The 21,658-nt window shown below is 60.1% G+C and carries 37 protein-coding genes; 25 read left to right on the top strand and 12 right to left on the bottom strand.

Features of this window, described 5'->3' with window-relative positions; translation table 11 throughout:
* Nucleotide 1: 1 nt before the first annotated feature.
* From BC360_RS11600 to BC360_RS11555, 9 genes are all read right to left on the bottom strand, one after another.
* A complete protein-coding gene (locus BC360_RS11600) occupies nt 2-316 on the bottom strand; it encodes a hypothetical protein (protein ID WP_065795277.1) in 315 nt (104 codons plus the stop codon).
* Nucleotides 313-504 (bottom strand): hypothetical protein, encoded by a 192-nt coding sequence (locus tag BC360_RS11595; protein ID WP_139110000.1) that lies wholly within the window; start codon nt 502-504, stop codon nt 313-315. The genes BC360_RS11600 and BC360_RS11595 overlap by 4 nt, the downstream gene beginning before the upstream one ends.
* The gene (locus BC360_RS11590) at nt 501-926 is read right to left on the bottom strand and encodes a hypothetical protein (RefSeq protein ID WP_065795274.1); all 426 of its coding nucleotides are present in this window, start codon (nt 924-926) and stop codon (nt 501-503) included. Before BC360_RS11590 ends, BC360_RS11595 begins: the two co-directional genes overlap by 4 nt.
* Nucleotides 927-928: 2 nt before the next feature.
* On the bottom strand, nt 929-1,888 hold the full coding sequence (gene bet / locus BC360_RS11585; protein ID WP_065795272.1) for a phage recombination protein Bet: 960 nt from the start codon (nt 1,886-1,888) through the stop codon (nt 929-931).
* 2 nt (nt 1,889-1,890) lie between these two features.
* Nucleotides 1,891-2,421 carry a siphovirus Gp157 family protein gene (locus BC360_RS11580; protein ID WP_065795271.1) on the bottom strand — a complete coding sequence of 177 codons (531 nt, stop codon included), beginning with the start codon at nt 2,419-2,421 and terminating at the stop codon, nt 1,891-1,893.
* Nucleotides 2,421-2,657 carry a hypothetical protein gene (locus BC360_RS11575; RefSeq protein ID WP_065795574.1) on the bottom strand — a complete coding sequence of 79 codons (237 nt, stop codon included), beginning with the start codon at nt 2,655-2,657 and terminating at the stop codon, nt 2,421-2,423. Before BC360_RS11575 ends, BC360_RS11580 begins: the two co-directional genes overlap by 1 nt.
* Nucleotides 2,654-2,899 carry a hypothetical protein gene (locus BC360_RS11570; protein ID WP_065795269.1) on the bottom strand — a complete coding sequence of 82 codons (246 nt, stop codon included), beginning with the start codon at nt 2,897-2,899 and terminating at the stop codon, nt 2,654-2,656. Before BC360_RS11570 ends, BC360_RS11575 begins: the two co-directional genes overlap by 4 nt.
* Nucleotides 2,899-3,231, bottom strand: coding sequence for a hypothetical protein (locus BC360_RS11565; RefSeq protein WP_065795573.1), 333 nt, complete (start codon nt 3,229-3,231; stop codon nt 2,899-2,901). The genes BC360_RS11570 and BC360_RS11565 overlap by 1 nt, the downstream gene beginning before the upstream one ends.
* 537 nt (nt 3,232-3,768) lie before the next feature.
* Nucleotides 3,769-4,464: a S24 family peptidase gene (locus BC360_RS11555; RefSeq protein ID WP_139109999.1), complete on the bottom strand. Its 696-nt coding sequence runs from the start codon at nt 4,462-4,464 to the stop codon at nt 3,769-3,771.
* Nucleotides 4,465-4,551: 87 nt separating this feature from the next.
* Between BC360_RS11555 and BC360_RS11550 the strand changes: the two genes are divergently transcribed.
* From BC360_RS11550 to BC360_RS32960, 3 genes are read left to right on the top strand one after another with little or no spacing between them, the layout of a single operon-like run.
* On the top strand, nt 4,552-4,800 hold the full coding sequence (locus BC360_RS11550) for a hypothetical protein (protein ID WP_065795267.1): 249 nt from the start codon (nt 4,552-4,554) through the stop codon (nt 4,798-4,800).
* The gene (locus BC360_RS11545; protein ID WP_065795266.1) at nt 4,797-5,444 is read left to right on the top strand and encodes a hypothetical protein; all 648 of its coding nucleotides are present in this window, start codon (nt 4,797-4,799) and stop codon (nt 5,442-5,444) included. The genes BC360_RS11550 and BC360_RS11545 overlap by 4 nt, the downstream gene beginning before the upstream one ends.
* Nucleotides 5,441-5,569 carry a hypothetical protein gene (locus BC360_RS32960; protein ID WP_274533918.1) on the top strand — a complete coding sequence of 43 codons (129 nt, stop codon included), beginning with the start codon at nt 5,441-5,443 and terminating at the stop codon, nt 5,567-5,569. The genes BC360_RS11545 and BC360_RS32960 overlap by 4 nt, the downstream gene beginning before the upstream one ends.
* Before the next feature lie 139 nt (nt 5,570-5,708).
* Here the strand turns inward: BC360_RS32960 and BC360_RS11540 are convergent, their stop codons facing one another.
* On the bottom strand, nt 5,709-5,966 hold the full coding sequence (locus BC360_RS11540; RefSeq protein WP_065795265.1) for a hypothetical protein: 258 nt from the start codon (nt 5,964-5,966) through the stop codon (nt 5,709-5,711).
* A 47-nt stretch (nt 5,967-6,013) separates the two neighbouring features.
* On the opposite strand from BC360_RS11540, the gene BC360_RS11535 reads away from it, so the two are divergent.
* From BC360_RS11535 to BC360_RS11495, 9 genes are read left to right on the top strand one after another with little or no spacing between them, the layout of a single operon-like run.
* Nucleotides 6,014-6,388, top strand: coding sequence for a hypothetical protein (locus BC360_RS11535; protein WP_065795264.1), 375 nt, complete (start codon nt 6,014-6,016; stop codon nt 6,386-6,388).
* Nucleotides 6,389-6,439: 51 nt separating this feature from the next.
* The gene (locus BC360_RS11530; RefSeq protein WP_065795263.1) at nt 6,440-6,820 is read left to right on the top strand and encodes a helix-turn-helix domain-containing protein; all 381 of its coding nucleotides are present in this window, start codon (nt 6,440-6,442) and stop codon (nt 6,818-6,820) included.
* Nucleotides 6,821-6,822: 2 nt separating this feature from the next.
* Nucleotides 6,823-7,185: a hypothetical protein gene (locus tag BC360_RS11525; protein WP_065795262.1), complete on the top strand. Its 363-nt coding sequence runs from the start codon at nt 6,823-6,825 to the stop codon at nt 7,183-7,185.
* 4 nt (nt 7,186-7,189) lie between these two features.
* On the top strand, nt 7,190-7,375 hold the full coding sequence (locus BC360_RS11520) for a hypothetical protein (protein ID WP_065795261.1): 186 nt from the start codon (nt 7,190-7,192) through the stop codon (nt 7,373-7,375).
* Complete coding sequence (locus tag BC360_RS11515; RefSeq protein ID WP_065795260.1) at nt 7,372-8,205, top strand: phosphoadenosine phosphosulfate reductase family protein; 834 nt, start codon at nt 7,372-7,374, stop codon at nt 8,203-8,205. Before BC360_RS11520 ends, BC360_RS11515 begins: the two co-directional genes overlap by 4 nt.
* Complete coding sequence (locus BC360_RS33135; protein ID WP_083222519.1) at nt 8,202-8,696, top strand: DUF1376 domain-containing protein; 495 nt, start codon at nt 8,202-8,204, stop codon at nt 8,694-8,696. The genes BC360_RS11515 and BC360_RS33135 overlap by 4 nt, the downstream gene beginning before the upstream one ends.
* Nucleotides 8,693-9,448, top strand: coding sequence for a YdaU family protein (locus tag BC360_RS11505; RefSeq protein WP_065795259.1), 756 nt, complete (start codon nt 8,693-8,695; stop codon nt 9,446-9,448). Before BC360_RS33135 ends, BC360_RS11505 begins: the two co-directional genes overlap by 4 nt.
* The gene (locus BC360_RS11500) at nt 9,445-9,894 is read left to right on the top strand and encodes a helix-turn-helix domain-containing protein (RefSeq protein ID WP_065795258.1); all 450 of its coding nucleotides are present in this window, start codon (nt 9,445-9,447) and stop codon (nt 9,892-9,894) included. The genes BC360_RS11505 and BC360_RS11500 overlap by 4 nt, the downstream gene beginning before the upstream one ends.
* Entirely contained in the window at nt 9,895-10,455 is a 561-nt protein-coding gene (locus BC360_RS11495) for a hypothetical protein (protein ID WP_083222517.1), read from the top strand.
* A gap of 105 nt (nt 10,456-10,560) precedes the next feature.
* Here BC360_RS11495 and BC360_RS11490 read toward each other — a convergent pair whose 3' ends face one another.
* Nucleotides 10,561-10,833 (bottom strand): helix-turn-helix domain-containing protein, encoded by a 273-nt coding sequence (locus tag BC360_RS11490; protein ID WP_065795257.1) that lies wholly within the window; start codon nt 10,831-10,833, stop codon nt 10,561-10,563.
* Nucleotides 10,834-11,122: 289 nt separating this feature from the next.
* Nucleotides 11,123-11,290 (bottom strand): DUF2158 domain-containing protein, encoded by a 168-nt coding sequence (locus BC360_RS33130; RefSeq protein ID WP_083222516.1) that lies wholly within the window; start codon nt 11,288-11,290, stop codon nt 11,123-11,125.
* Between the two features lie 164 nt (nt 11,291-11,454).
* On the opposite strand from BC360_RS33130, the gene BC360_RS11485 reads away from it, so the two are divergent.
* The 13 genes from BC360_RS11485 (at nt 11,455) to BC360_RS11430 (ending at nt 21,658) form a co-directional block, all read left to right on the top strand.
* Nucleotides 11,455-11,979 (top strand): hypothetical protein, encoded by a 525-nt coding sequence (locus tag BC360_RS11485; protein ID WP_065795256.1) that lies wholly within the window; start codon nt 11,455-11,457, stop codon nt 11,977-11,979.
* Nucleotides 11,882-13,300 (top strand): terminase large subunit domain-containing protein, encoded by a 1,419-nt coding sequence (locus BC360_RS11480; RefSeq protein WP_065795255.1) that lies wholly within the window; start codon nt 11,882-11,884, stop codon nt 13,298-13,300. The genes BC360_RS11485 and BC360_RS11480 overlap by 98 nt, the downstream gene beginning before the upstream one ends.
* Nucleotides 13,300-15,357, top strand: coding sequence for a phage portal protein (locus tag BC360_RS11475; RefSeq protein WP_065795254.1), 2,058 nt, complete (start codon nt 13,300-13,302; stop codon nt 15,355-15,357). The genes BC360_RS11480 and BC360_RS11475 overlap by 1 nt, the downstream gene beginning before the upstream one ends.
* The gene (locus BC360_RS11470) at nt 15,354-15,593 is read left to right on the top strand and encodes a hypothetical protein (protein WP_065795253.1); all 240 of its coding nucleotides are present in this window, start codon (nt 15,354-15,356) and stop codon (nt 15,591-15,593) included. Before BC360_RS11475 ends, BC360_RS11470 begins: the two co-directional genes overlap by 4 nt.
* Nucleotides 15,594-15,624: 31 nt before the next feature.
* Nucleotides 15,625-16,596 carry a hypothetical protein gene (locus BC360_RS11465; protein ID WP_065795252.1) on the top strand — a complete coding sequence of 324 codons (972 nt, stop codon included), beginning with the start codon at nt 15,625-15,627 and terminating at the stop codon, nt 16,594-16,596.
* A 24-nt stretch (nt 16,597-16,620) separates the two neighbouring features.
* Nucleotides 16,621-17,616, top strand: coding sequence for a DUF5309 domain-containing protein (locus BC360_RS11460; RefSeq protein ID WP_065795251.1), 996 nt, complete (start codon nt 16,621-16,623; stop codon nt 17,614-17,616).
* A 73-nt stretch (nt 17,617-17,689) separates the two neighbouring features.
* A complete protein-coding gene (locus BC360_RS11455) occupies nt 17,690-17,914 on the top strand; it encodes a hypothetical protein (protein WP_065795250.1) in 225 nt (74 codons plus the stop codon).
* Complete coding sequence (locus BC360_RS11450; RefSeq protein ID WP_065795249.1) at nt 17,911-18,234, top strand: hypothetical protein; 324 nt, start codon at nt 17,911-17,913, stop codon at nt 18,232-18,234. The genes BC360_RS11455 and BC360_RS11450 overlap by 4 nt, the downstream gene beginning before the upstream one ends.
* Nucleotides 18,231-18,404, top strand: a complete 174-nt coding sequence (locus tag BC360_RS32140; RefSeq protein WP_161491375.1) for a hypothetical protein — start codon at nt 18,231-18,233, stop codon at nt 18,402-18,404. The genes BC360_RS11450 and BC360_RS32140 overlap by 4 nt, the downstream gene beginning before the upstream one ends.
* Nucleotides 18,401-19,003, top strand: a complete 603-nt coding sequence (locus BC360_RS11445) for a hypothetical protein (protein ID WP_065795248.1) — start codon at nt 18,401-18,403, stop codon at nt 19,001-19,003. The genes BC360_RS32140 and BC360_RS11445 overlap by 4 nt, the downstream gene beginning before the upstream one ends.
* Entirely contained in the window at nt 19,000-19,602 is a 603-nt protein-coding gene (locus tag BC360_RS11440) for a hypothetical protein (protein ID WP_065795247.1), read from the top strand. Before BC360_RS11445 ends, BC360_RS11440 begins: the two co-directional genes overlap by 4 nt.
* A 2-nt stretch (nt 19,603-19,604) precedes the next feature.
* Nucleotides 19,605-21,215 (top strand): hypothetical protein, encoded by a 1,611-nt coding sequence (locus BC360_RS11435; protein WP_065795570.1) that lies wholly within the window; start codon nt 19,605-19,607, stop codon nt 21,213-21,215.
* The gene (locus BC360_RS11430) at nt 21,212-21,658 is read left to right on the top strand and encodes a GNAT family N-acetyltransferase (protein ID WP_065795246.1); all 447 of its coding nucleotides are present in this window, start codon (nt 21,212-21,214) and stop codon (nt 21,656-21,658) included. The genes BC360_RS11435 and BC360_RS11430 overlap by 4 nt, the downstream gene beginning before the upstream one ends.

The following is a 21,658-nucleotide window of genomic DNA, read 5'->3' as shown; positions in this document are numbered from 1 at the left end:
GTCAGAACCCCCGCTCATCAGGTTGACGAGGAACGTCCCCAGGCTGAAGGCGGCTAACCTTCATCTTCCGCCCGTCGCGGGTCACCAGGAACATCGGGAGCGGTCTGCTAACCCAATTGACAGAAACCTCATCTGCCTCATCGAGCTCCAAGCCGAATTCGTCGTCTTCGGCCATGACCTCGGCCTTCGCTTCGGCTTCCTGCAAACTTTCCGCTTTGATCGTTACTCGGATCGTGCCGCGCACCTCGAATGTCGCCTCATACTCGCCGGGGCGCTCGTCAGCGATGAAATCTGCTTTGTTTGGTAGATCGGTCATGCTCCATACCTCTTCTCTACGGCCGCAACGTCCTCGCCGGTAAGCGCAGCGTGCGCTTCGGTGAGCAGGCGGAAAGCCTCGGTGCCAAAGCCGATCTGGTAGTAGAGCTTGTCGTCGCGGCGGGACCGGTTGAGCAGATACGCGATTGCTTCGCCGGCTTTATTGAGCTTGGTTTCCGTGTCCATCATGCTGCCTCCTGCAGGAACGCGAGCGGATCGAACCCGACATGATCGGCAAGTAGCTCCATCGCCTGGTTCATGAAGGCGCAGAACTCGTCGTGATCCATCTTGTCGAGGGCGATGCTGTCGGGAACGAGAGTGATTTCGCCGGTCCGGAGATTGATGGTCTGCTCCCGGTAACCGAGCGTCATTTTGACGTCCCGGTGAAGGTTTTCAGGAGAAGGCCACTTGCCGGTGACCTTGACCACCAGGCCAAGGGCTTTCCAGTAGGTGCGCAACTGCTTGTTCGAGCGCTGCGACACCGGCACGAGTTCAAAAACCTTCCCTTGTGGAATGCCGGCCATCTTCTCGGCGTCGTCGGCCGTGTGCGCGCGAAGACCGCGGGGCGTCATCACGGCTTCGATGTGCGGGGGCTTTTCCTTCTTCGCCATGGTCAGCCCGCCATCAGGGGGTGGCCGAGACGTTCGTCGTTCGCCGGCCGAGATGGTTTGCGAGCGATCGCGGCTTCGATGCGCTTGCGCAGTTCCAGTGCGTCACCCGGCTGCTGGGCCCAATAACGCTGCAGCGGTTCCCGGTTGGCGTCCTGCCATCTAGCAACGGTTTCGGGCGTCGCCTCGGTGATGAACTTGACCACCTCGTCGAAGAACTTGCCGATGGGTACGTTTTGCAGCGCCCAATTGTCACCCCAAGTGACGGTGATCGAATTGTCAGCGCCAACGGCCCGCAAGCGGTTGTCTTCGCGCTCCTTCAGAACGATCTCAGAAGCGGTCAGATCGAGAACCTTGGCGCGGTCCATTTCGGCCTCGTCATAAAGGCCGGTGAACTGTTCCGGCCAGCCGGCGCGCAGTGCCTGCATTTCAGCACATTTTGCGATCATCAGTCGCGGCATCCGGCACCAATTGCCGCTGTCGTCGAGCGTCTGCTTGCCGGTCTTGTAGCTCTTCCCGGTCTGCTCGTTCTCCGCCCACACGTCTTTGATCGGCGCGAACTCATCCCAGAATGACTGGCCGGCGACCTCGTACCATTCGCCCGACTTTGGGTCCTGCTTCCAAAGGAAAACGGTTGCGGACACGATGCCAAGGGGGTTCAGCGGGCCTTTCAGCGCCGGGTCAAACTCGTAGAGCGGGGGCTTGCTTGCCGGCCGGTAGTCACCGCATCGCTGCGCAATGACACGCTGGCCGTCGCGGCTGATGATGATCGTCATGTTGCGCTTGGTGGCGCTGCTCTTGGAGAAGACCATAGGGATGATCTGCTTCAGGAACGGGTCCAGGCGCTTCGCTTTCGCGACTTCCATGTAGAGGTTGAACTCGTCGTCGTTGCAGTCCTTGGCAATCGTGTGCTTGACCAGCGCAACCTGGCGCGGGGTCATGTCGAAAACTGTGATGGCGTTCATGGTCACTTCCTCCGGACCGAGAGCGAAAACGAACCGTTGTCGAGCGTCGCGCCGGGAATGCTGGCGTTCTCCTCGCGCAGAGCGGCGGTGAGGGCTTTCTTGTCGAGCTTCGGCGCTGGCCGTTCCTGCTCGATCCAGAACTTGACCGGGATATCTGCCTCGTTGACGACGACGAGCCCAGGCGCGCGCTTGGTGAGCGACAGCGTTGCCGTCGGCAGTTTGAGCTTGTCCTGGTCGGTCGCCAGCATAGCCTGCTCGATCAACGCCCGTAGGCGCTCGGCCCGGGCCTCGCTCGTCTTCTTCCGGCCCTCGAATGCTTCGATCTTCGCGCTGAGGCCAATGGTCTGCACGTCGCATTCGTCGATCTGGGCAAGGGCGGCGCCGATCGCCTCAAGCAGGTTGGTTTCGCCCTCGATCGTGTCGGCGACCAGTTCGGCGTCATCGTCGACGCCTTGTTCGCGCAAACTCAACAGCAACGACTTTGCCGCTTCAGTCTGGCGGCGCATCTTGTGTTCGACATCGGTGGCGGCCATCAGACGCTCCTGGCTTCTACGATTTCACGGTGGGCCTGTTCCGTGTTCCAAGTGCCGATCGCCACTAAGGCGAGGACGGCGGAAAGCAGGATCAGGAACATGGCGGTGGAATAGGCGGCGCGGTTGAAGTCGGTCACCGCGTCCAGATCGATGTTGCGTGCCGGCGGTAGGGCGCAGTGGCCGCACTCGCAGTGCCGCTGCGACGGGTCGCAGGCGTAGGAAACGGGGCGGGTCATGGCAGCAGCCATTCGTCGTCGGTGTATTCGCCCATGGAGACGGCCAGCATCGCGGCGATCTGCCGGTCTGCCATGGACGGCTCGTCATCTTCGCGAAGGTCGACAAATTTGGTTCGGCTATAGACACCGACGCGCCGGCCCTGATGCTTCGCGTTAATGTGGTCGGTGGCGGCCTTTTCATTCGCGAAGAAGTTCTTGCAAGCGCCGCACATGACCGGGAGTTGAGTGTTGACCTTGCCCATCAGAGTGTTGCTCCCACGACTGGCGAGCCGAACTGCTGGCGGTGGTTCAGCGTCGAATACGTCTGGCGGCGAGCCGGCGCCTCGAATTCCCTCTCGCGGTTGAGCTCGAAATAGGCTTCACCGGCGAGTTCGGATGCCGGGACCGCTTCGCGCTGAAAGACATCGCCGTCGGCGCCGAGTTGCCAAGCGAGCGATGCGAGGTCGCAATAGGTCTTTTGAAGAAATTCCATGAGGGCGGCTTGCGCGGTGGCGTCGGACGGGTCGCACGACATGGCGAACGCCAAGCCCTTTGCGTTCATTACGATGTCTTGTGTGATGCCCTTGATGCTCATCGTTCTGTCCTCTTCATCAGCGCCTTGCTGTTGAAGTTGAAGATAGTTGGAGATTTCCAACTTTGCAATCAGAAAATAGAAAGTTTCCTACTTTTGTGGGAAGGGGCGTTGAACGGAGAGAATCGGTCATGGTCACGGATGCCGCCAAGCGCCAGACTTCGCGGCTGACGGCGCGGGCGTGACTAAGGGTTGTGGCGAGCGAATTATTTCAGAAAGTCGACTCGACTTTCGGTTTCATTCCTGCTGTTTTGATGAGAACAAAATAGGAACACAGGAGAGAAGAATGTCGCGTAGTGCTCCCGTCGATCATCCCGACGCCCTTCGTTTGGTCGTCGAGCTCGAAAGCGTTTATGTGGCTTGTGATGATTGTGGGCACTCGCGTGTGCTCCACCTGGCGAACCTTCAGAAGGCCGCCGACCTGGGCGTGCACAACTACATGCAGCTTTGCAGGAAGATCCGGTGCAGTGAATGCCCCAAGATGCCGACAGCGTTCCGCAACTTGACCATCAGGCCCTCATGGCGGGGCGCTGATCTGCTTCAAAGCATGGCGTGAAAAACGACCTTGTGAACGCTGAATACCTTGTCAGCGGGGAATTCAAGCTCGTGTTCTTCGCCCTTGCCAGGATTGTACTGGTAGAGGCGAAGGACGTCCCCAGAGCGCGAAACAAAGCGCTTCAGGTAGCTTGAAACCTCGTCGTCATCGCCTTCGCCAAGGACCTGCACGATTACATCATCGCCCTGTCGAACCTTTGTGTGAGGGTTCACCCACGCCGTTTCGCCGTGGTAAAAGCGCGGCTCTCCCGACGTCCCTTCAATCTGGACAGCATAAGCTCCTTCGACGCCTTCAAGGCCGGGAGGGCAGAATACGTGTGCGATATCTTGCCCATTCAGGATGAAGCGACCATTGGCGCCAGCGGCGATGTGTCCCCGAAGTGGAATTCGGACGTCCGCGGGGAAGGCTTGCCACCGCGGTGGGAAAGTTGCGTTGGGGGTAGGGCGCGCCGGCTGCCCGACGATATCCACAGGGACCATTTCATTGCGAGCAAGCGCGCCGGGGTCAAGCCTCAAGGCTTTGGCAAGCTCCCCCATCTTGTCGGCGCGAACTGACTTCTTCCGGCCGACAATGATGTCGCGCAAGAAAGTGCGTTCCAGGCCGGCGCGGGTCGCGGCCTCGATCGGGCTGAGGTTCAATTCCTCAAGTCGCTTTTCGACGATGGTTTTTAGATCTGTCATGGCCTGATTGTAGGAAAAAACCTCTTCAATGTGCGAGTTGAAAATATCCCCTTGCAGAGTGGGAGATTTTCAACTATCCATTGGGACATGGAAAACGAACTCACCTCAAATCTATTCACTTTGGCCGAGCGGTACAGCGCGGCGCGCAAACTCACGGAATCAACCGTTGGCAAGCAGTGCGCCGCAGACGGTCGGTTCTTCTCCCGGATACGGCAGGGAAAGACCTTCACGGCGAAGAAATACGATGAGGTGGTCGCCTGGTTCTCGGTCAACTGGCCGGCGGGTGCCGACTGGCCCGCGACGGTTACGAGACCTGAAAGGGAGTTGGTCCAGTGACCGAAGCCCTTACCATCCCCGACGAGATTGCCCAGCGCACGGCGCGCCTCATCAATGAGGCCGAGAACATGCGCGAGCAGGCGGCTGACGACCTCAAGACGATCTATGGCGACCTGCGCGAAGAGCTCAAAGCTCTCGGTTGGGTTGGTCAGAACGTCTCCAAGGAAGTCGCAGCGCTGAAGGGTGCCATCGCCGAGATGCGTCTCGACGAGGAGAAGAAGGTGAAGCGGGAAGAGAAGGGCGACCGGGTCGACGACTACGTTTCGATCCTGAGCAAGTCCCGCGCACGTGCACCTGCGCGTACACGAGAAAACATTGATGAATTTCCGGGTTCGGACGGCGGCGCAATCGCTGCAGTGAAGGGAGATACCCGACTGGCGAACGCCGCTGGCGTTGATCCGTCGCCGTCCGATCAGGCTATTCCCGAAACCAACGATGGAGGCGCCAACCAAGAGGATGACCAGGCCGAAGGGGGTAGCCCCGACCTCGAACCCTCTGGCCCGGAGGCTGAACGGGCAACCACATTCCCAGCCAAGCTGCCTTCTCCGCTGCGCCCGAATTGCCAGCGTCCAGAGAACTGCGGCGGCTATGGCCGAACTCACTGCGGCACGTGCCTGCGAGCTAAGGAAAGGGAGTTGGCATGAAGAAGATTTCATCCGGCCTCGACGCAATGGTTCAGCGCTTCATTGAAGGCGAAGTCAAAGACGTTCGCACGGCTCCGAACAGGTTCACGACCCTGGCGAAGCCGGAAGAGAAGAGGGCGGCCTGATGTTCATCGCCGCTGCGCTCGCCGGAACCATCGTCACGGCAATGCTCCTCGGCGGTGTCGCGCTCTTTTCCGAGCTCGAATTTCGCTGGAACGGCTTCAAGCCCAAGGATTGATCGCGGTTTTCCCTCTTCCCCCGCGATCATCGCTCGCGCCGGCTCTCCTCCTCCTCCTCTCGGTCGGCGCGAGCAACCCTCAACCGGATCCGCTTGTTCGCCAGCTTCAAAACCACGGCTTGAACTGCGGCTCCCAAGGGAATGGCCGGTGACGACAGCGGATCGTCACCGGCAGCAGAGCCTTCGTGTGCGGCGGCGGCTCTGCGGAATGGAATGACCTGGAAGGGACCGGCAGCCGTTGGCGCGGCGCCGTCCTCTCCTTCGGAAGTAATGCCTGTGCGCATCAACGTCTCCTTCAACGAGATCAGAGATCGCACAGGAGTTGTCGGAAATGTCCGAAAAGTCGTCGGAGAAATCAGAAATGACTACGGCCACGTTTTGTCAGAAGGCACTACAGACCAAAATCGCGCCGAAGAACGTCGGCAGCGTGCAGATACGAATTGCGACCGCAGCGAGGCACCTCGGTTGGTCGTACACCCGAACCCGTGACGCTTGGTACGCGGACCCCAGAATTTCCATCAGAGGACATGAGCTCCGCCGCGTCGAGGACCTGAGCGGGCTTGTCTATGAGGCACGCCAGGAGGTGCAGAAAAATGAAGACGCAATTGCCGAGGCCACCGCTCTCCTGGGCGGCGAGGATGCGCATCTCGTTCGCTCGATCGTTGCTGCGGTTCGCTCGGTCCTTGGCTTTCGCCATAGCGCCTGAACTCCGCGACGAAGTGGGGACGAAGCGCGAAACCCAGCCGGAGGATGCCGAATGAATGCCATGATAGCCGTCAGTGAGGAAAACGAGGTTCTTAAGGAGCGCATTCGCCAACTCGAAAAAGAGTTGATGCCTCCGAAGCTGCGGTTTCCGCTTGATTGGATGCTGACCCCGACCGAGCAGCGCGTTCTTCGTTGCCTGGCCTCTCGTGACATCGTGTCGAAGGATGCAATCATTCTGGCCGCCCGCGGGTGGCATGAGGACAGTTGCGAGGCCACCCCTCAGGTCTGGGTGCACAAGCTTCGGAAGAAACTGAGCCAGCGCGGCATCGCCATTCGCACCATTTGGGGCACCGGGTATCGCATCGAGAACCGGCAGAAGTTTCTGCGAATGGTAGCGGACCCGCTCGCCAACGTTCAATCGTTGGAGGCATAGCGATGGCCGAGCACCTTCTTTTCAGCGAGCATCTTACCGCGAAGGAAGTCCATAGACCGATCGCGGAAACGTATCTCGGCCAGGCACACATCGCCGGAACGGGGCCTGAGGGTAAAACCTGCCGCGAGTGCATATTCTGGCACATCTGGAAGTCGCGGAAGGTGGCAGGCGGAAGTATCGAGAAGGTGCCGGCAGACCCTGGCTATTACGGCAAGCGTCACAAGAAAGCGCCCTGCGAACTGAAAAAGGCTTTCTGCAATCGCCCGATCTTGAACAAAGCCAACCGCCTCATCCCTCATTCCGCAAAGGCCTGCCGGCTGTTCGAGGCAGTGGAAATCCCGATTTCGGTGACGAAGGAAGGGTGAGCCGATGGTCGCTATGATCCCACAGAAGATCGCGTTTCTCGATGGTGAAATCAAAGGCCTGCGCACCCGCATCGGCGATTGTGGCAACTCTGTCCAGCGCGCCAAACTCAAGATGCTGCGCGACATCCGAGAGGACTATCAGAGATCAGCCGAGGCAGACGCCAAGCGCGCCCGGGGAGGCGACGCGTGACCAGTTCATACTTCATCATCGGCCCAGCGCTGATTTCCTTCTCGGGCGGTCGTACCTCGGCCTACATGCTTCACAAGATCCTTGAAGCGCACAATGGCGCGCTTCCAGCCGATGTCGTTGTGGCGTTTGCCAACACCGGCAGGGAGCGCGAAGAGACATTGCGCTTCGTTCACGAGTGCGAGTCCCGCTGGGATGTCCCAATATATTGGGTGGAGTTCCGTGACGCGGCGGAAGGGTTCGAGCGCGTCGGCTATAACAGCGCCGCTCGAAAGGGTGAGCCATTCTCGGCTTTGATCAGGAAAAAGAAGCGTCTCCCAAACTGGCAAGAGCGCTGGTGCAGCCAGTATCTCAAAGTGACACCCTTGCAAGCTCTCGCCGAGCATCTCGGCTTTGCTCCTGGACAATACAGCGAGATCATCGGACTGCGCGATGACGAAGGCATGAGAATTTTCCGCGGGCTTGAGGATGCGGAAAAGACGGGGCGTCGTGTCGTCTATCCTCTCGCCAGGGCGAAAGTATGCAAGGCCGACATCATGACTTTCTGGTCGCGGCAGCCCTTCGACCTGAAGCTGCAGCCATGGGAAGGGAACTGTGACCTCTGTTTCATGAAAGGCAGAGGCATTCGCAAGCGCATCATTCGGCAAAACCCCGCCCGCGCTAACTGGTGGGCTGAACAGGAGGATTTGACCGGCGGTTCCTTCGATCGGCGCGACATGATCGCTGACCTGGTCGGTGAAATTAGGCGGGCGCCAGATCTTTTCGACCCGGTGTTCGAAGAGGAACATGACGCCGAATGCGGCCTTCTTTGCGCAGCGGAGGCGGCAGAGTGAGCGAACGCCCCTTCATGCAGCTGTACGTCTCCGATTTCATCGGCGACACCCTGCATTTGAGCACCGAGCAGATCGGGGCTTACATGCTGCTGCTGATGGCTATGTGGAATGCCGGGGGCAGGCTGCCGAACGATGATGCGAAGCTGGCCCGCGTGGTGCGGATGAGCGTCAAGAAGTGGCTTGCGATCAAGGATGATCTGCTGGCCTTCTTCGACGTCGCGGCCGATGAAATCACCCATGGGAAGATCGACCGGCGAGGGTATGGCCTTACGTCACGCATCTCGATGTCGCAGAGCGCGAAAGCCGCCATCTTCGAGCGTGACGGCGAGAGATGCCGCTATTGCGGCACGACCGAAGGCCCGTTTCACGTCGACCACATCCTTCCTGTCGCTCTGGGCGGCAGCAATGACCCGGAAAACCTCACAGTGGCATGTCGCGATTGCAATCTCAGCAAGGGCGCACGGCTCATTTCCGAATGGAGCGGCGTATGAGCAAGATGCCATGGATACGGTTCTTCCCCTCTGACTGGCTCGCAGGCACGCGCGGCATGAGCGCGGTTGAGACCGGTATCTATATCACCCTCATCTCTACCATGTACGAACGCGGCGAGCCAATTCCGGAAGATCATGCGCGCCTGGCGCGGCTCTGCGGAGCATCAAATTCGGCGTTCAAAAAGGCGCTCGAAACTCTGGTCGACGAGGGGAAAATCAATCGTGTCGACGGTGGTCTCTGGAACGATCGTGTCGAAAAAGAGCAAGTCTACCTCTCGGAAAAGTCAGAGGTAGGATCGAAAGCAGCCCGCGCACGTTGGGGTAAAAAGGGTAATGAAAACGACGTTGGAAACGATGCGGACGCATTACGAGTGCATAGCGAAGGCAATGCTAACCAGAAGCCAGATGCCAGAATAGAAAAAGAAGAACCTGTCGGCTCTTCCAAAAAACGCGGGTCAAGGCTTTCAGCAGATTTCAAACCCGACTTGGAATTCGCGGCCTCGATCGGCGTTGACCATTCCCGAGCCCTGATCGAGTTCGACAAGTTTCGGGATTACTGGACCGCCAAAGCGGGGAAGGACGCCGTCAAGCTCGATTGGCCGGCGACCTGGCGCAACTGGATCCGCAATGCTCGGACGAGCGGCCCGAGCTCCCGCTCGCCGCCGTCGTTCTCGTCCGCAGCGAAGCCCGGGCAGACCCGGGAGGAATACCTCGCCGCCGAGCGGCGCCGATCCGAAAGGAGCTTCCAATGAACCCGCAACCAAAACTGCCGCCTGGCACACTCGAACAGGCCGATCGAATCCTCCTCCTCGAACGGCGGGCGAAGCGTTTGGCCAGCCAGAACGATGAACAATCCAAGCTGATACTGTCGCTCCAATTAGCGCTGGCGGATGCGCAGGCGCGTATCCTCGAACAGGCGAAGACGCTGTGTCAACACGCAGATTCGTCAGAAGGTGTAGGCGTTCGCCGGCCAGTGCGCGACATCGTCCAGGAAGTGCTGGTTTTGTATCCCGGTGTCACATGGGAAGACATCACCAGCGTTCGCCGCGAAAAGCGACTGATTGAACCTCGTCATCGTTGCATGGCCGCAGTTTACGAAGAGCGGAAAGACCTTTCACTTCCGATGCTCGGCCGCGTCTTCCGGCGAGACCACACCACCATCCTGCACGCAGTCCATAAAACGGAGGCCAAGCGCTAAATGGCAAAGCGAGGCCGCAAGGCAAAATCGAGCCCGATTTCTCTGCCGACGATCGGTTCGGCCCAGGCGCACGCCGAATTGAAGCAGGTAGACAACCCACTGCACAACGCCGCCCACGACGGCGAGACATGGAACCCAAAGAAGATCCTTGTCGCCGTCAACGTGAAGGAGAGTGCGCTTGTCGTGCTCGAACAGCGCCGGCTGATCAATGACGCCCAGGTCAAGGCCGGCGAAAAGTTCCGCCGCATCTGGGAGGCACTCGGCGGCTCCGGCGCCGGTTCGTTCGACTACAGCCGCGAGCCGGTCGACGGCGGTGGTCCGCGCTCGGCGCTGTCCGATAGCCAGATACAGGCCGGCATCGATCTCGCCGATTGCCGCCGGATTCTCGGTATCGGCTATGACGTCATGGTCAAGATTGCCGGCGAGGGGCGGCCTATTTCGGACATGACGCAGAGCAAGAACCTTCAGCGGGCCTATATAGAAATCCTAAAGCAAGGTCTGACGGCGTTGGCCGTGCATTTCGGCTACGAAAACACCGGAAAATTGCGCAGAACGGCTTGATTGCTATTTCCCTCGGGACACGAGAATGCTATAGGAAAAATATAGTCGTGAATTGCGCCGAATGCGACGTTCCGTCCCCCGCAACCAGTTTTGTATCGATGCAGGCTACAGCCCTTGTGGGCTGGGCACAAACTTTTGCACAACGGCGGCCAATTCGAGCGGCAAGAAACCCATTTTCAAAGGGCTCTCCGATGCCAGCGTTATCATGGCCCAGCCTGCAGCATTGATATGGACAGGTCGGATAGCCGACTTGCCGCTTTCCAGATCTTCGTATGTCCGCAAGGGGACACCCATCGCCGCTGCAAAGGCTGCCTGAGTTAGTCCCGCTCCGGTACGCCAATATTTCAAGATGTTTTCGCCTGCGACAGTTGTCGTCATTGTAGGTTCTCCTACGGTTTGCTACATTTGGGGGAACCGGAGAGGTGGCTAGACCCCTCCGGCCCCCGGTTACCGGCTAATGGAGATAGTCAGTCTCCACTTGCCGATCCGGACTTGGAAGCTGAGCTTGAGGCTCATGGTAGGCTCCTAGTCCTGCCGAAGCGGGATTGCTTCGGTAAGATTGTTATCCCACGGTTTCCGTGGTAACGCAAGCAAAAACCACGGAAACCGTGGAAAAAATAGCCGCCCGATTTGTCACCGGGCGGCTTTTCATTTTCTGATGTAACGATCAGGCCTGTAGCACTTCCAATGACGTAAGCGGAAATGAAGCCCCTTTGTTTTCGTGAGCTCCCTTAACTTCGCTGAACCACTCGCAATAAGCGTCACCATCATCGATCCACCTGACCGTCATGCTCGGTCCGCCGGATTTCAATTTCACTATGCTGCCTGGTTTCATTCCGTCATTCCTCTTCTGTTATTGAGTTCCCCGCTTACTAAGCAGGCGAACCCTCGGATGATCAGCAGAGGAAGGATACAGAGGCAAGTGGTGAATTGACGCGCCCACAACCTAACGCCTCTGATTGGTTGACCTCAATGAGCGAAGATAAGAAGCCAGAGATCATGGGGAGGCCTAGTAGCTTCTCGGACGAACTGGTTGACACGATCTGCGAGCGGATCGCGACCGGCGCAAGCCTCAAAGCGATTTGCGAAGCCGACGACATGCCGGCGCAGTCCACCGTCTTCAAGTGGTTGAGTGAGAAGCCGGACTTTTCGGAGAGATACGCCCGCGCACGCGAAGCTCAGGCTGATGCGCTGTTTGATGAAATCCTTTCGATCGCCGACGATGGCCGCAATGACTGGATGGAGAAGGTCAGCGCCGAAGGCGAAAGCATTGGCTGGCGCGAGAACGGCGAGGCCGTCAGGCGCTCACAGCTTCGCGTCGAAGCGCGGAAATGGATGGCGGGCAAGCTCCGGCCGAAGAAGTACGGCGAAAAGCTCGACCTCAACGTGTCCGGCAGCCTCGAAACGATGCCCGAGGAGCGTTTGAATGCTCGAATCGCTCAGCTACTCGGAAAAGCAGGAGTTGGCGGCGCTGCTGGCGGAACAGGATCGCAGGAACCGTCAGAACCGGTTGGCGACGTATAGGCCGTACAAAAAGCAGATCGAATTTCATAAGGCGGGTGCGGCCTATCGCGAACGTCTATTCATGGCGGGTAACCAGCTCGGCAAAACGCTGTCTGGTGCTGCCGAAGCAGCGATGCACCTGACGGGGGAGTATCCGGATTGGTGGCCAGGCCGGCGCTGGGATCGGCCTATTACGATGCTGGCCGGCTCTGAATCCTACGAACTGACGCGCGACGGCGTGCAGCGACTCTTGATCGGGCCGCCGATGAGCGAAGAGGATTGGGGCACTGGTTATATTCCGAAAGCCGCAATTTTGGGCACCACGCGCCGCGGCGGTGTCTCTGGCGCGCTCGATACGGTCACAGTTCGGCATGCATCAGGCGGCGCATCGACGGTCTTGCTCAAAGGTTATGACCAGGGCCGCAGCAAGTGGCAGGCGAACACGGTTGATTTCGTCTGGTTCGATGAGGAACCGCCCGAGGACGTTTATCTAGAGGGTATCACCCGCACCAACGCGACCGGCGGCTCTGTGGCCGTCACGTTCACCCCCTTGAAGGGCATGAGCACGGTCGTTGCGAGGTTCATCATGCCGGGTGACGACGAGGGTGCCAAATACCGCACCGTCATCACGATGACGATCGACGATGCCGAGCACTATAGCCCAGAGGAGCGAGCTCGCATCATCGCCAGCTATCCGGCGCACGAACGCGAGGCTCGAACGAAGGGTATCCCGTCGCTCGGCTCCGGACGCATCTTCCCCGTCTCGGAAGCGAGCATCACGGTCGCCCCGTTCGAGATCCCGAAACACTGGGTCCAGGTCGGCGGTCTCGACTTCGGCTGGGATCATCCGTTCGGCGCCGCTGGTTGCGCCTGGGACCGTGACAGCGACACCTTCTATGTGACGAAGGTCTATCGGGAGCGCGAAGCGACGCCGATTATTCATTCGGCCGCGCTGAAGCCTTGGGGCGCCTGGCTGCCGTGGTCGTGGCCGCATGACGGTTTGCAGCACGACAAGGGCAGCGGCGAACAGCTTGCCGCGCAGTATCGAGGCCAGGGCCTGAACATGCTGCCGGAGCGGGCGACGTTTGATGATGGCACCAACGGTGTTGAGGCCGGTATCTCGGACATGCTGCAGCGGATGCAGACGGGCCGGTTCAAGGTCTTTTCGACCTGCCGCGAGTTCTTCGAAGAGTTCCGGCTCTATCACCGGAAAGACGGGAAAATCGTGAAAGAGCGCGACGACGTGATTTCAGCGTCTCGCTACGCGCTGATGATGAAGCGCTTTGCCAAAGTGAAGCCATCCAACACCGCATGGGCGTTCACTGATCGGAAGGTTGTTTGATGTCAGCACTGACGAATGGACAGGTCGCGTCGCAGGTGACGCAACTGGTGAAGGACTGCGAGAGCTTCCGCGACCAGCTTTCGGCCGACCGCATCAAGGCCATGGAGTATTACGATGGCACCATGAAGGACGTGCCGGCCGACCCGAACCGCTCCAAAGTGGTTTCGCGCGACGTTCGCGCTGCGATCAAGAAGGTTCTGCCCTCGATCATCCGGACGATCCTCGGCAACGACAAGGTCGTCGAATACGAGCCGGTGAACCAAGGCGACGAGGCCGGCGCCGAGCAGGCAACCGACTACATCAACTACATCGTGTTCCCGGAAAGCGATGGATACGACGCGGTGCAGGATGCCGCGCACGACGCGCTGAAGCTGCGCAACGGCGTCATTCGCTGGTGGTACGACAAGAAGCGGGTCGTCGAGACCTCGCGCCACACTGGCCTTGATGAGGCTGCCATGGTGCAGCTCGTCGCCGATGACAACGTCGAGGTGCTTGAGCAGGCGCAGTCGGTCGAAATGGTCGAGACCGAACAGGGTCCGCAGCAGGTCCCCGTCTACGATCTGAAGATTCGGCGTGTGATCGAGAAGGGCTGCACCAGGCTTGCCGCGGTGCCGCTTGAGGAGTTCCTCATCCATCCCGATGCGATGTCGATCGACGACAGCCTTTGCACCGGCATCGGCATGAAGATGCGCCGGTCCGACCTCGTCGCGATGGGCTATGACCGGGCCGTGATTGACAGCCTGCCAACCACGACCAATGACGACGAGGCGGAAACGGAGGAGTTCGCCCGTCGCCGTGATGTCGTCAATGCAGACGACCAGGCCGACAAGGCTTCGCAGGAGGTCGATTACTATGAGCTGTATGTCCGGATCGACGCTGACGACGACGGAATCGCCGAGTTGCGCCGCATGGTCTTTGCCGGCGGGACCGCGGAGAAAAACCTCCTCGAAAATGAGGAATGGGACGAGGTGCCTTTCGCCGACTTGATCACCGAGCGCCGGCCGCACCAGCGCGAAGGCAATTCGATCACCGACGACATGGCGGAAATCCAGCGCATCAAGACGGTGCTGCTTCGCCAGACGCTCGACAACCTCTATTGGCAGAACAACCAGCAGCCCATCGTTCAAGAAGGCACGATCGAGAACCCGGAAGCCGTCTTGAACCCGAAGTTCGGTCAGCCGATCCGGGTGAGCCAAGGAACGGACGTCCGCGCCGCCGTCGGTTACAACGTTGTTCCGATGGTCGCGGACAAGTCCTATGCGATGCTTTCCTATCTCGACCAGGAGGCGACTGACCGCACCGGCATTTCCGACGCATCGAGCGGCATGGCACCGGACGCGTTGCAGAACATGACGGCGAAGGCCTCGGCGATGATCGAGGCCGCGGGCATCGGCCAAACCGAACTGATGGTTCGCACGTTTGCGCAGGGCCTGAAGCGGGTGTTTCAGGGGTTGTTGCGGCTCACGATCAAGCACCAGGACAAGCCGCGCGCTGTCCGGTTGCGGGGAGAGTGGGTGACCTTCGATCCCCGGCACTGGAATGCAGGCATGGATGCCACCGTGAACACCGGCCTCGGCGCGGGTACGCGTGAGCGCGACATGATGATGGTGCAGATGATCCAGCAGTTGCAGGAGAAGTTGCTCGCGTCACTCGGTCCGGTCAAAAACCCGTACGTGACGCCCGACAACCTCTATAACTCGATCGCCAAGACGGTTGAGGCGGCGGGCCTGAAGTCACCGGACCTGTATTTCACCAAGCCCGACGCCGAGGAGCTTAAGAAGCGCATGGCGGCCGACGCCGAGAAGCCGGATCCGGAAATGCAGAAGATCCAGATGCAGGCGCAAGCCGACATGGAGAAGGCGAAGCTTCAAAGCCAACTGGATCGCGAGAAGCTCGCCGAGCAAACCAAGGTCGACATGGCGAAGATCGAAAGCGATGCCGCCTTGAAGCGCCATCAGATCGACCAGGAAATCGCTCTCAAGCGTGACCAGGCCATGGCGCAAGCCATGGTCGGGCAGCGCATCCCGCAAACCCAGATCGGTGGAGTGCCAGGATGAAGCCGGACGAGAAACGCGCCGCCGCCCGGGCGATGCTCGACAATCCGCTCTTTCACCTCGTCATGGACGATCTGGAAGCATCAGCCATCAACGGCTGCATCGCCGCCCCTCTGAAAGACGACGAAGCCCGCGCCGCCTATGCGGCCGAAGCGCGGGCTGTCCGAAATTTCCGCAGTAAGCTCAAGTTCCTCGCCGAGGGGCAAGCCAATGCTGACGGGAAGGACGCCCCGGCATAGGGCCCGGGCCAAACCTTAGAGGCACCACACCATGAACGAGAGCGTCAACCTGGCAACCGCCGGGAACGAAACCGTTACACCCTCGACCGACATCGACAACCCGGACAATCTGAACTTCTGGGAGCCAGGCGACGAAGAGAAGCCGGCCAACTCGGAACAAGGAACGGCAGGGATCGAAGGCGAGACGGCTGAAACCATTGAAGGTCAAGAGGCCGGCGAGACCGCAGAGAACGCCGAAGGCGACGAGCCAGCCGGTGCCGAGAATGGCCAGGCAGCCAACGTAGCCGACAACCATCTCATCACCCTGAAGGGCGGCGAGCAGGTACCGTTTTCCGAGCTGAAGCTCGGTTACATGCGGGAGCGCGATTACCGTTACAAAACTCAGGAGACCGCCAATAAAGGCCGAACTCTTGAGGCTATGACAACCCGCGTCGCGAACACCGTGAACGCTGTCGCAGACTTCCTTTTCCAGCAGCTCCCCCAGGAACCCACGTATCAGTTGGCTGTCAACAACCCGGCAGAGTTCACGCGCCAGAAGGCCGTTTACGACGCCGCGCTCAGTCAGGTTAACCGCCTGATCGACATGGCAGCCGAACCGAAGAAGGTTGCAGAGGAGCTTTCAGCCGGCGCCAGCGATGAGCTGTTGTCGACGGAAAGCACGCTGCTTGCCGAGGCCTTCCCCCAGACGAAAACCGATGACGGACGAACGAAGTTCTTCAATGAAGCCTTCGACACCGCCCGCCAACTCGGTTTCTCCAATGAGGAGATGGCCGGCATCACCGATCACCGGATGTTCAAGCTCGCCCACTACGCCCGGATCGGCCTCGCCGCCGAACAGGCGAAGAACAAGGCGCTGACTAAGGTCACGGCGGCCCCTCCGGCCACGCCGAACCCTCGTCCGAACGGTGTCGCCAACCAGCAGGTTCGGCAGAGCAAGGACGCGATGCAGCGGTTGTCGAAAACCGGGTCGATGAAGGACGCGATGTCCATCGACTTCGATTAACCCCAGCTTCGAAGGAACACGAACATGGCCGCACTGGCTAACACCTTCCAGACCACGAACGCCACGGGCAATCGTGAGCAGCTTTCCGACGTGGTGTCGCGCATCACGCCGGAAGATACCCCGATCTACTCCCTGATCGAGAAAGGCACCACCAAGGGTGTGCATCCCGAGTGGGAAACTGACGAGCTCGCCGCTCCGGCCGCGAACATCAAGCCTGAAGGTGACGAATACACATTCGGCGCCATCAACCCGCCGGCTCGCCTCGGCAACTACACCCAGATCCTGCGCAAGGACTGGATCATCTCGGCAACCCAGGAGGCCGTCGAAAACGCGGGCAACGCCGAAAAGCGGAAGTACCAGAAGCTGAAGAAGGGCGTCGAGATCCGAAAGGACGTCGAATTCGCCATCGTCGACACCAACGCATCAGTTGGTGGCGCTACCCGCGAGTTCGGCTCTCTCAACACCTGGATCACCTCGAACGTCTCCCGCGGTGCCACCGGCGCCAACGGCGGCTTCAACTCCGGTACCGGCCTCACGGTCGCGCCGACCGACGGCACCCAGCGTGCGTTCACCAAGCCCATCTTGGACAGCGTCATGCAGCAGGGCTACCAGAACGGGGCGAATTTCCGTCACGTTTCGGTGTCGCCCTACGTCAAGAGCGTGTTCGTCACCTTCATGTCGGACAGCAACGTTGCTCCGTTCCGCTATGCCGTCTCCAAGGGCGGCGAGCGCAACACCATCGTTGCCACGGCCGACTACTACGAAGGCCCGTTCGGCACGGTGATGATCCATCCGAACCGTGTGCAAGCGACCGGTGCCCAGCAGGCCCGGAATGCCTTCTTCATCGACCCCGAAATGTTGTCCTTCCTCTGGCTCCGCAAGATCCAGGAAGACAAGGCGGTCGCGAAGACGGGCGACGCCGACAAGGGTGTCATCATCGGTGAGGGCACGCTGAAGGTCCACAACGAGAAGGGCCTCGGCGTCGCCGCCGACCTCTTCGGCCTGACCGCCGCGAGCTAATCGCGACGGTTTCAACAGCGTTCATTGAAAGGGCGGGCTTCGGCTCGCCTTTTCCTTTTTAGGAGAAACGGAAATGGCAGACCCCAACAAGCCCGCAACGACCTCGCCGACCTCGCCGGATACAGACAGGCCCGAAACGAGCGGTGTTCCCATTCGCCTGCTCTACGATGTCTGGGCAGAGGACGAACAGCGAGTGCCGGCGGGAACCGAGCTTTTGGTCCCGGTCAAAATCGCCAAGGATCTGATCGAGGCCGGCAAAGCCGAGCGCGCCGACCCGCTCCCGGGTGATTTCGCATGATCATTCGTGATGGAGCTTGGACGCTCTACGATCACGACGCGGTGACGGGCCGATCGGTCTGGCATCTGTTCGATGGGGAGAAAGACGTTTTTCGCGTCGACTACCCCGTCGACAATCTCATCAGCGAAAATCTGGAAGTCCGCAACAGTGCCGAAAAGGCTTGGCGCGGCGACTGGCACCGGGTCGCTTCGATCCCGCTGAACATCGCCCACGATAGCGGCCTGGTGCAGGCCCACAGCGAGGGCGACGATCGCTTTGTGAAGCGGTTCCTTAATAGTTCCGACAACCGCGCCTGGCGGACGAAGGAAGGGCACCTATGAGTGTCGAGTTTAAGCGCATCAAATCGCAGGTGAAGGCCATCGAGGCGAGCCGGCCCAGCGCCGAGCAGGACCCGGAGGGCCACAAGGAAGCGAACGAGCGCATTTCCCGCCTCATCGATCGGTCCCGCATGCATGCCGACGCCGAGCGTGCACGGAAGGTTCCCCTGTGAGCCCTATCTCCGATTATGCCACGCTGCTCGTCGATGCCGGCGAGTACAGCGGCCGCAACGATATCGCGCACCTTTTCCCGCGTTTCCTCGGCCTCGCAGAGTTGAAGCTCAACCGATTCCTGCGCGTGGCGGACATGGAGGTAACAAGCACCGTTGCGGTCACGAACGGTGCCGGGACCGTGCCGCCGGATTTTCTCGAGGCGCGCGAAGTGAAAAACGCCAATGGCCTGCCTATCCGCGCTGTAGCACTGCAGCAGTTGTCGGAAAGCTATATGGGCCGATCGGGCATCCCGACCGGCTACGCCATCGTCGGGGACACGATCAATGTTCGCCCAGTCGGCGACGGCAACCTGACCATCACCTATTACGGGAAGCTCCCGCCGCTCACTCCCGCCAACCCCACGAACTGGCTGCTTGAAAAGGCGTACGACGCCTACCTTTACGCGCTCGTCGAAGAAATCGCGATCTGGGGAAGCGACGTCACGAAGGCGGGCGCCGCCGTGCAACTGAAGATGTTGGCTCTCTCTGGCATCAAGATCGGAGATGAGCGCGCCCGCTGGGGCAACGCTCAAGTCGTTGTCGGAGGCCCAACGCCATGACGCTGCTGTCATCCATCAACGAGGTTTGCGACGTCGTTTCGCTCGATCGGTTCGACAGCGTCTATGGATCGGTGAACCCGAATGCCCAAACCATGGTTGCGCTTGCCCAGGAGGCCGGCGACGAAATCGCGCGTCGCGGTGATTGGCAGCAGATGCTGTTGCAGGCAACGGCCGTCGCATCGCCTCTCAACCTGCCATCGGATTTCGAGCGATTGACGCCTGGCGGCTCCGTCCGGACCTCGGCGGGTACGTTCGCGCGCCCGATCACGAACAGCGGTCAATGGGCCGTCATCGTCGGCATTCCGTCCGCGCAGCCGTATTTCTTCGTCAAGGGTAACCAGGTGCTGTTTTCGCCGCCATCGGCCGGCACTGGCGCCATCGTCGACTACGTGTCGAAAAACTGGGTGCTGCGCGATCCGGAAGGCCCTGCCGCCGTACTGTCGGCTGATGACGACCAGACGCTGTTTCCTGAGCGTCTTCTCGTAAAGGGCATCCTGTGGCGGTGGAAGCGTCAGAAAGGTTTGCCGTTCGACGACAACGTCGCCGAGTTCGAGGCTGACCTCGGGCAGGAGCTCAACGCAGACCGAGGCGCCTCATGAAGATGACCGTTCAGCCCGGGCGGATCGGGCAAAGCAATCGCGGCCGACCGTCGGGCGAACAGACCGCCACGATATCGCAGCCACTGACGTTTCCAGCCCCGAAAAATGGGCTTGTGACCACGATGGACATGGCTTCTCAACAACCGGGCTCGGCAACGGTGCTGCGCAATTTCTTCCCGACGATCAAGGGCTGCAGGATCCGCGGCGGATCGACGAAGCGCGGCCTGGCGGCCGGTGGCGGCGATCTGGTAAGCGCTTTCAAGTACAAATACGGCGCGACCGAAAAGCTGTTTATGGCGACGGCGACGGGTATTTACGACATGACGTCGCCCGCGGTGCCCCCGGCAACGACGGCCGCATCGGTCAGCGGGCTTTCGGGTGGCAATTGGTGCGCGTTCCAGCATACGAACGCTGGTGTTTCCAACCTCGTCTGTTTGAACGGTGCCGATGATCGCCGGCTGTTCAACGGCACGACCTGGAGCTCGCCAGCGATCACGTTTCCCGATTCGACGACGATGTCGCAGCTTAACTACGGTTGGCTCTTTAAGAACCGTCAGTTCTTTCTGAAGAACGCAACGCTCGACGCCTACTATTTGCCGGTCAATGCGATGGGCGGCGCGTCCGCTGTCTTCCCGCTCGGCGGCGTCATGAAGAAGGGCGGTTCGTTAATGACCGGATTTTCCTGGTCACTCGAAAGCGGCGACGGCCTCTCCGACATGTGCGTGTTCGTCTCTACCGAGGGGGAGGTCGCGGTTTATGCGGGATCTGATCCGAGCGACGCGAACAACTTCGGGCTGAAGGGCGTCTATCAGATCGGCAAGCCGCTCGGAAAGAACGCATGGATCAGGGCAGGGGGCGATATCCTCGTCGCCACGAGCGACGGCCTCACGCCGATTTCGCAGGTGTTCCAACGTGACAGGCAGGCATTGAGCCTCGTCTCGGTTTCCCGGCCGATCGAAGACGATTGGCGCAAGGCAGCAAACGCCACCGGCGGCGGCTGGACGCTGACTCAGTGGCCAGAGCAGAACCTCGTTTTCGTGACCTTTCCCGAAAACTCCGTCGTTGCCGATACGACCTTCGTTTTGAACGTGCTCACCGGCCGGTGGTCGACGATCAGCAACTGGCGAGCGCTCTGCTATGCGACGCTGCAAGGCGGCCTCTTCTTCGGAGCGCTCGACGGTTATTGCTGGCAGGGCGACATCACCGGTACCGACGATGGCATGACCTTCGGTGCGACCTACCTGTCGCAATTCGCGCCTGCAGGCCAGTTTGGGCAACGCGCTACGGGAACGATGGCGCACATGTATTTCCGGGCGAAGACGAAACCGAAAGTGCTGCTGTTCGCCAAGGCAGATTATGACCGGACCGCGCCCACTTTCAGCGGTGTAACGTCGGGCGATACGACCTCGTCGGAATGGGACGCCGGTCTCTGGGACGTTGCCCTCTGGGACGGCGTGTCCGACCAGAACAGGTATGATTTCCGCCAGAACGTCAGGGCGAGCGGCGACATGCTCGCCGTCGGCTGCGTCATCACCTCCGGTGGCCCGGTTAGGCTTGATGTGGAGGTCGATCTTGCCACCCTGCAAGTCTCTGTCGGCGAGGCGAGTGCATGACGTTGGTCTGGGGAGGGGAGCACGCTCCCGAGATCAACCAAGCCGTCGCTTCGTTCGTCGCCAGTCAAATTCCGGGCTGTGAACGCGGTTGGGAGAATTTCACGACGCTGGGGCTCATCGATGATGAGCGCCTGGTGGCCGGTGTCGTGTTCCACAATTACGCGCCCGAGGCCGGCGTCATCGAGCTTTCGTCGGCTTCAATCTGCCGGCGCTGGCTGACTCGGCCGATGCTCAAAGCCATGTTCGGCTATCCCTTCGATCAGATCGGTTGCCAGATGGTCGTTTTGCGGGTCTCCGAGCGCAATACCTGCATGATCGCAATCGCCGAGCGCTTCGGCTTCAAGTCCTATCGCATTCCTCGCCTGCGCGGTCGCGACGAGGCGGAAATCCTGTTCACTCTGACAGATGACGACTGGCGGGCGCATCCCGTCAATCGGAGGTAA

The organism is Ensifer sp. LC163 (genome assembly GCF_001695855.1).
Lineage (GTDB): Bacteria > Pseudomonadota > Alphaproteobacteria > Rhizobiales > Rhizobiaceae > Ensifer.
This window is presented reverse-complemented; position numbering and strand designations above follow the sequence as displayed.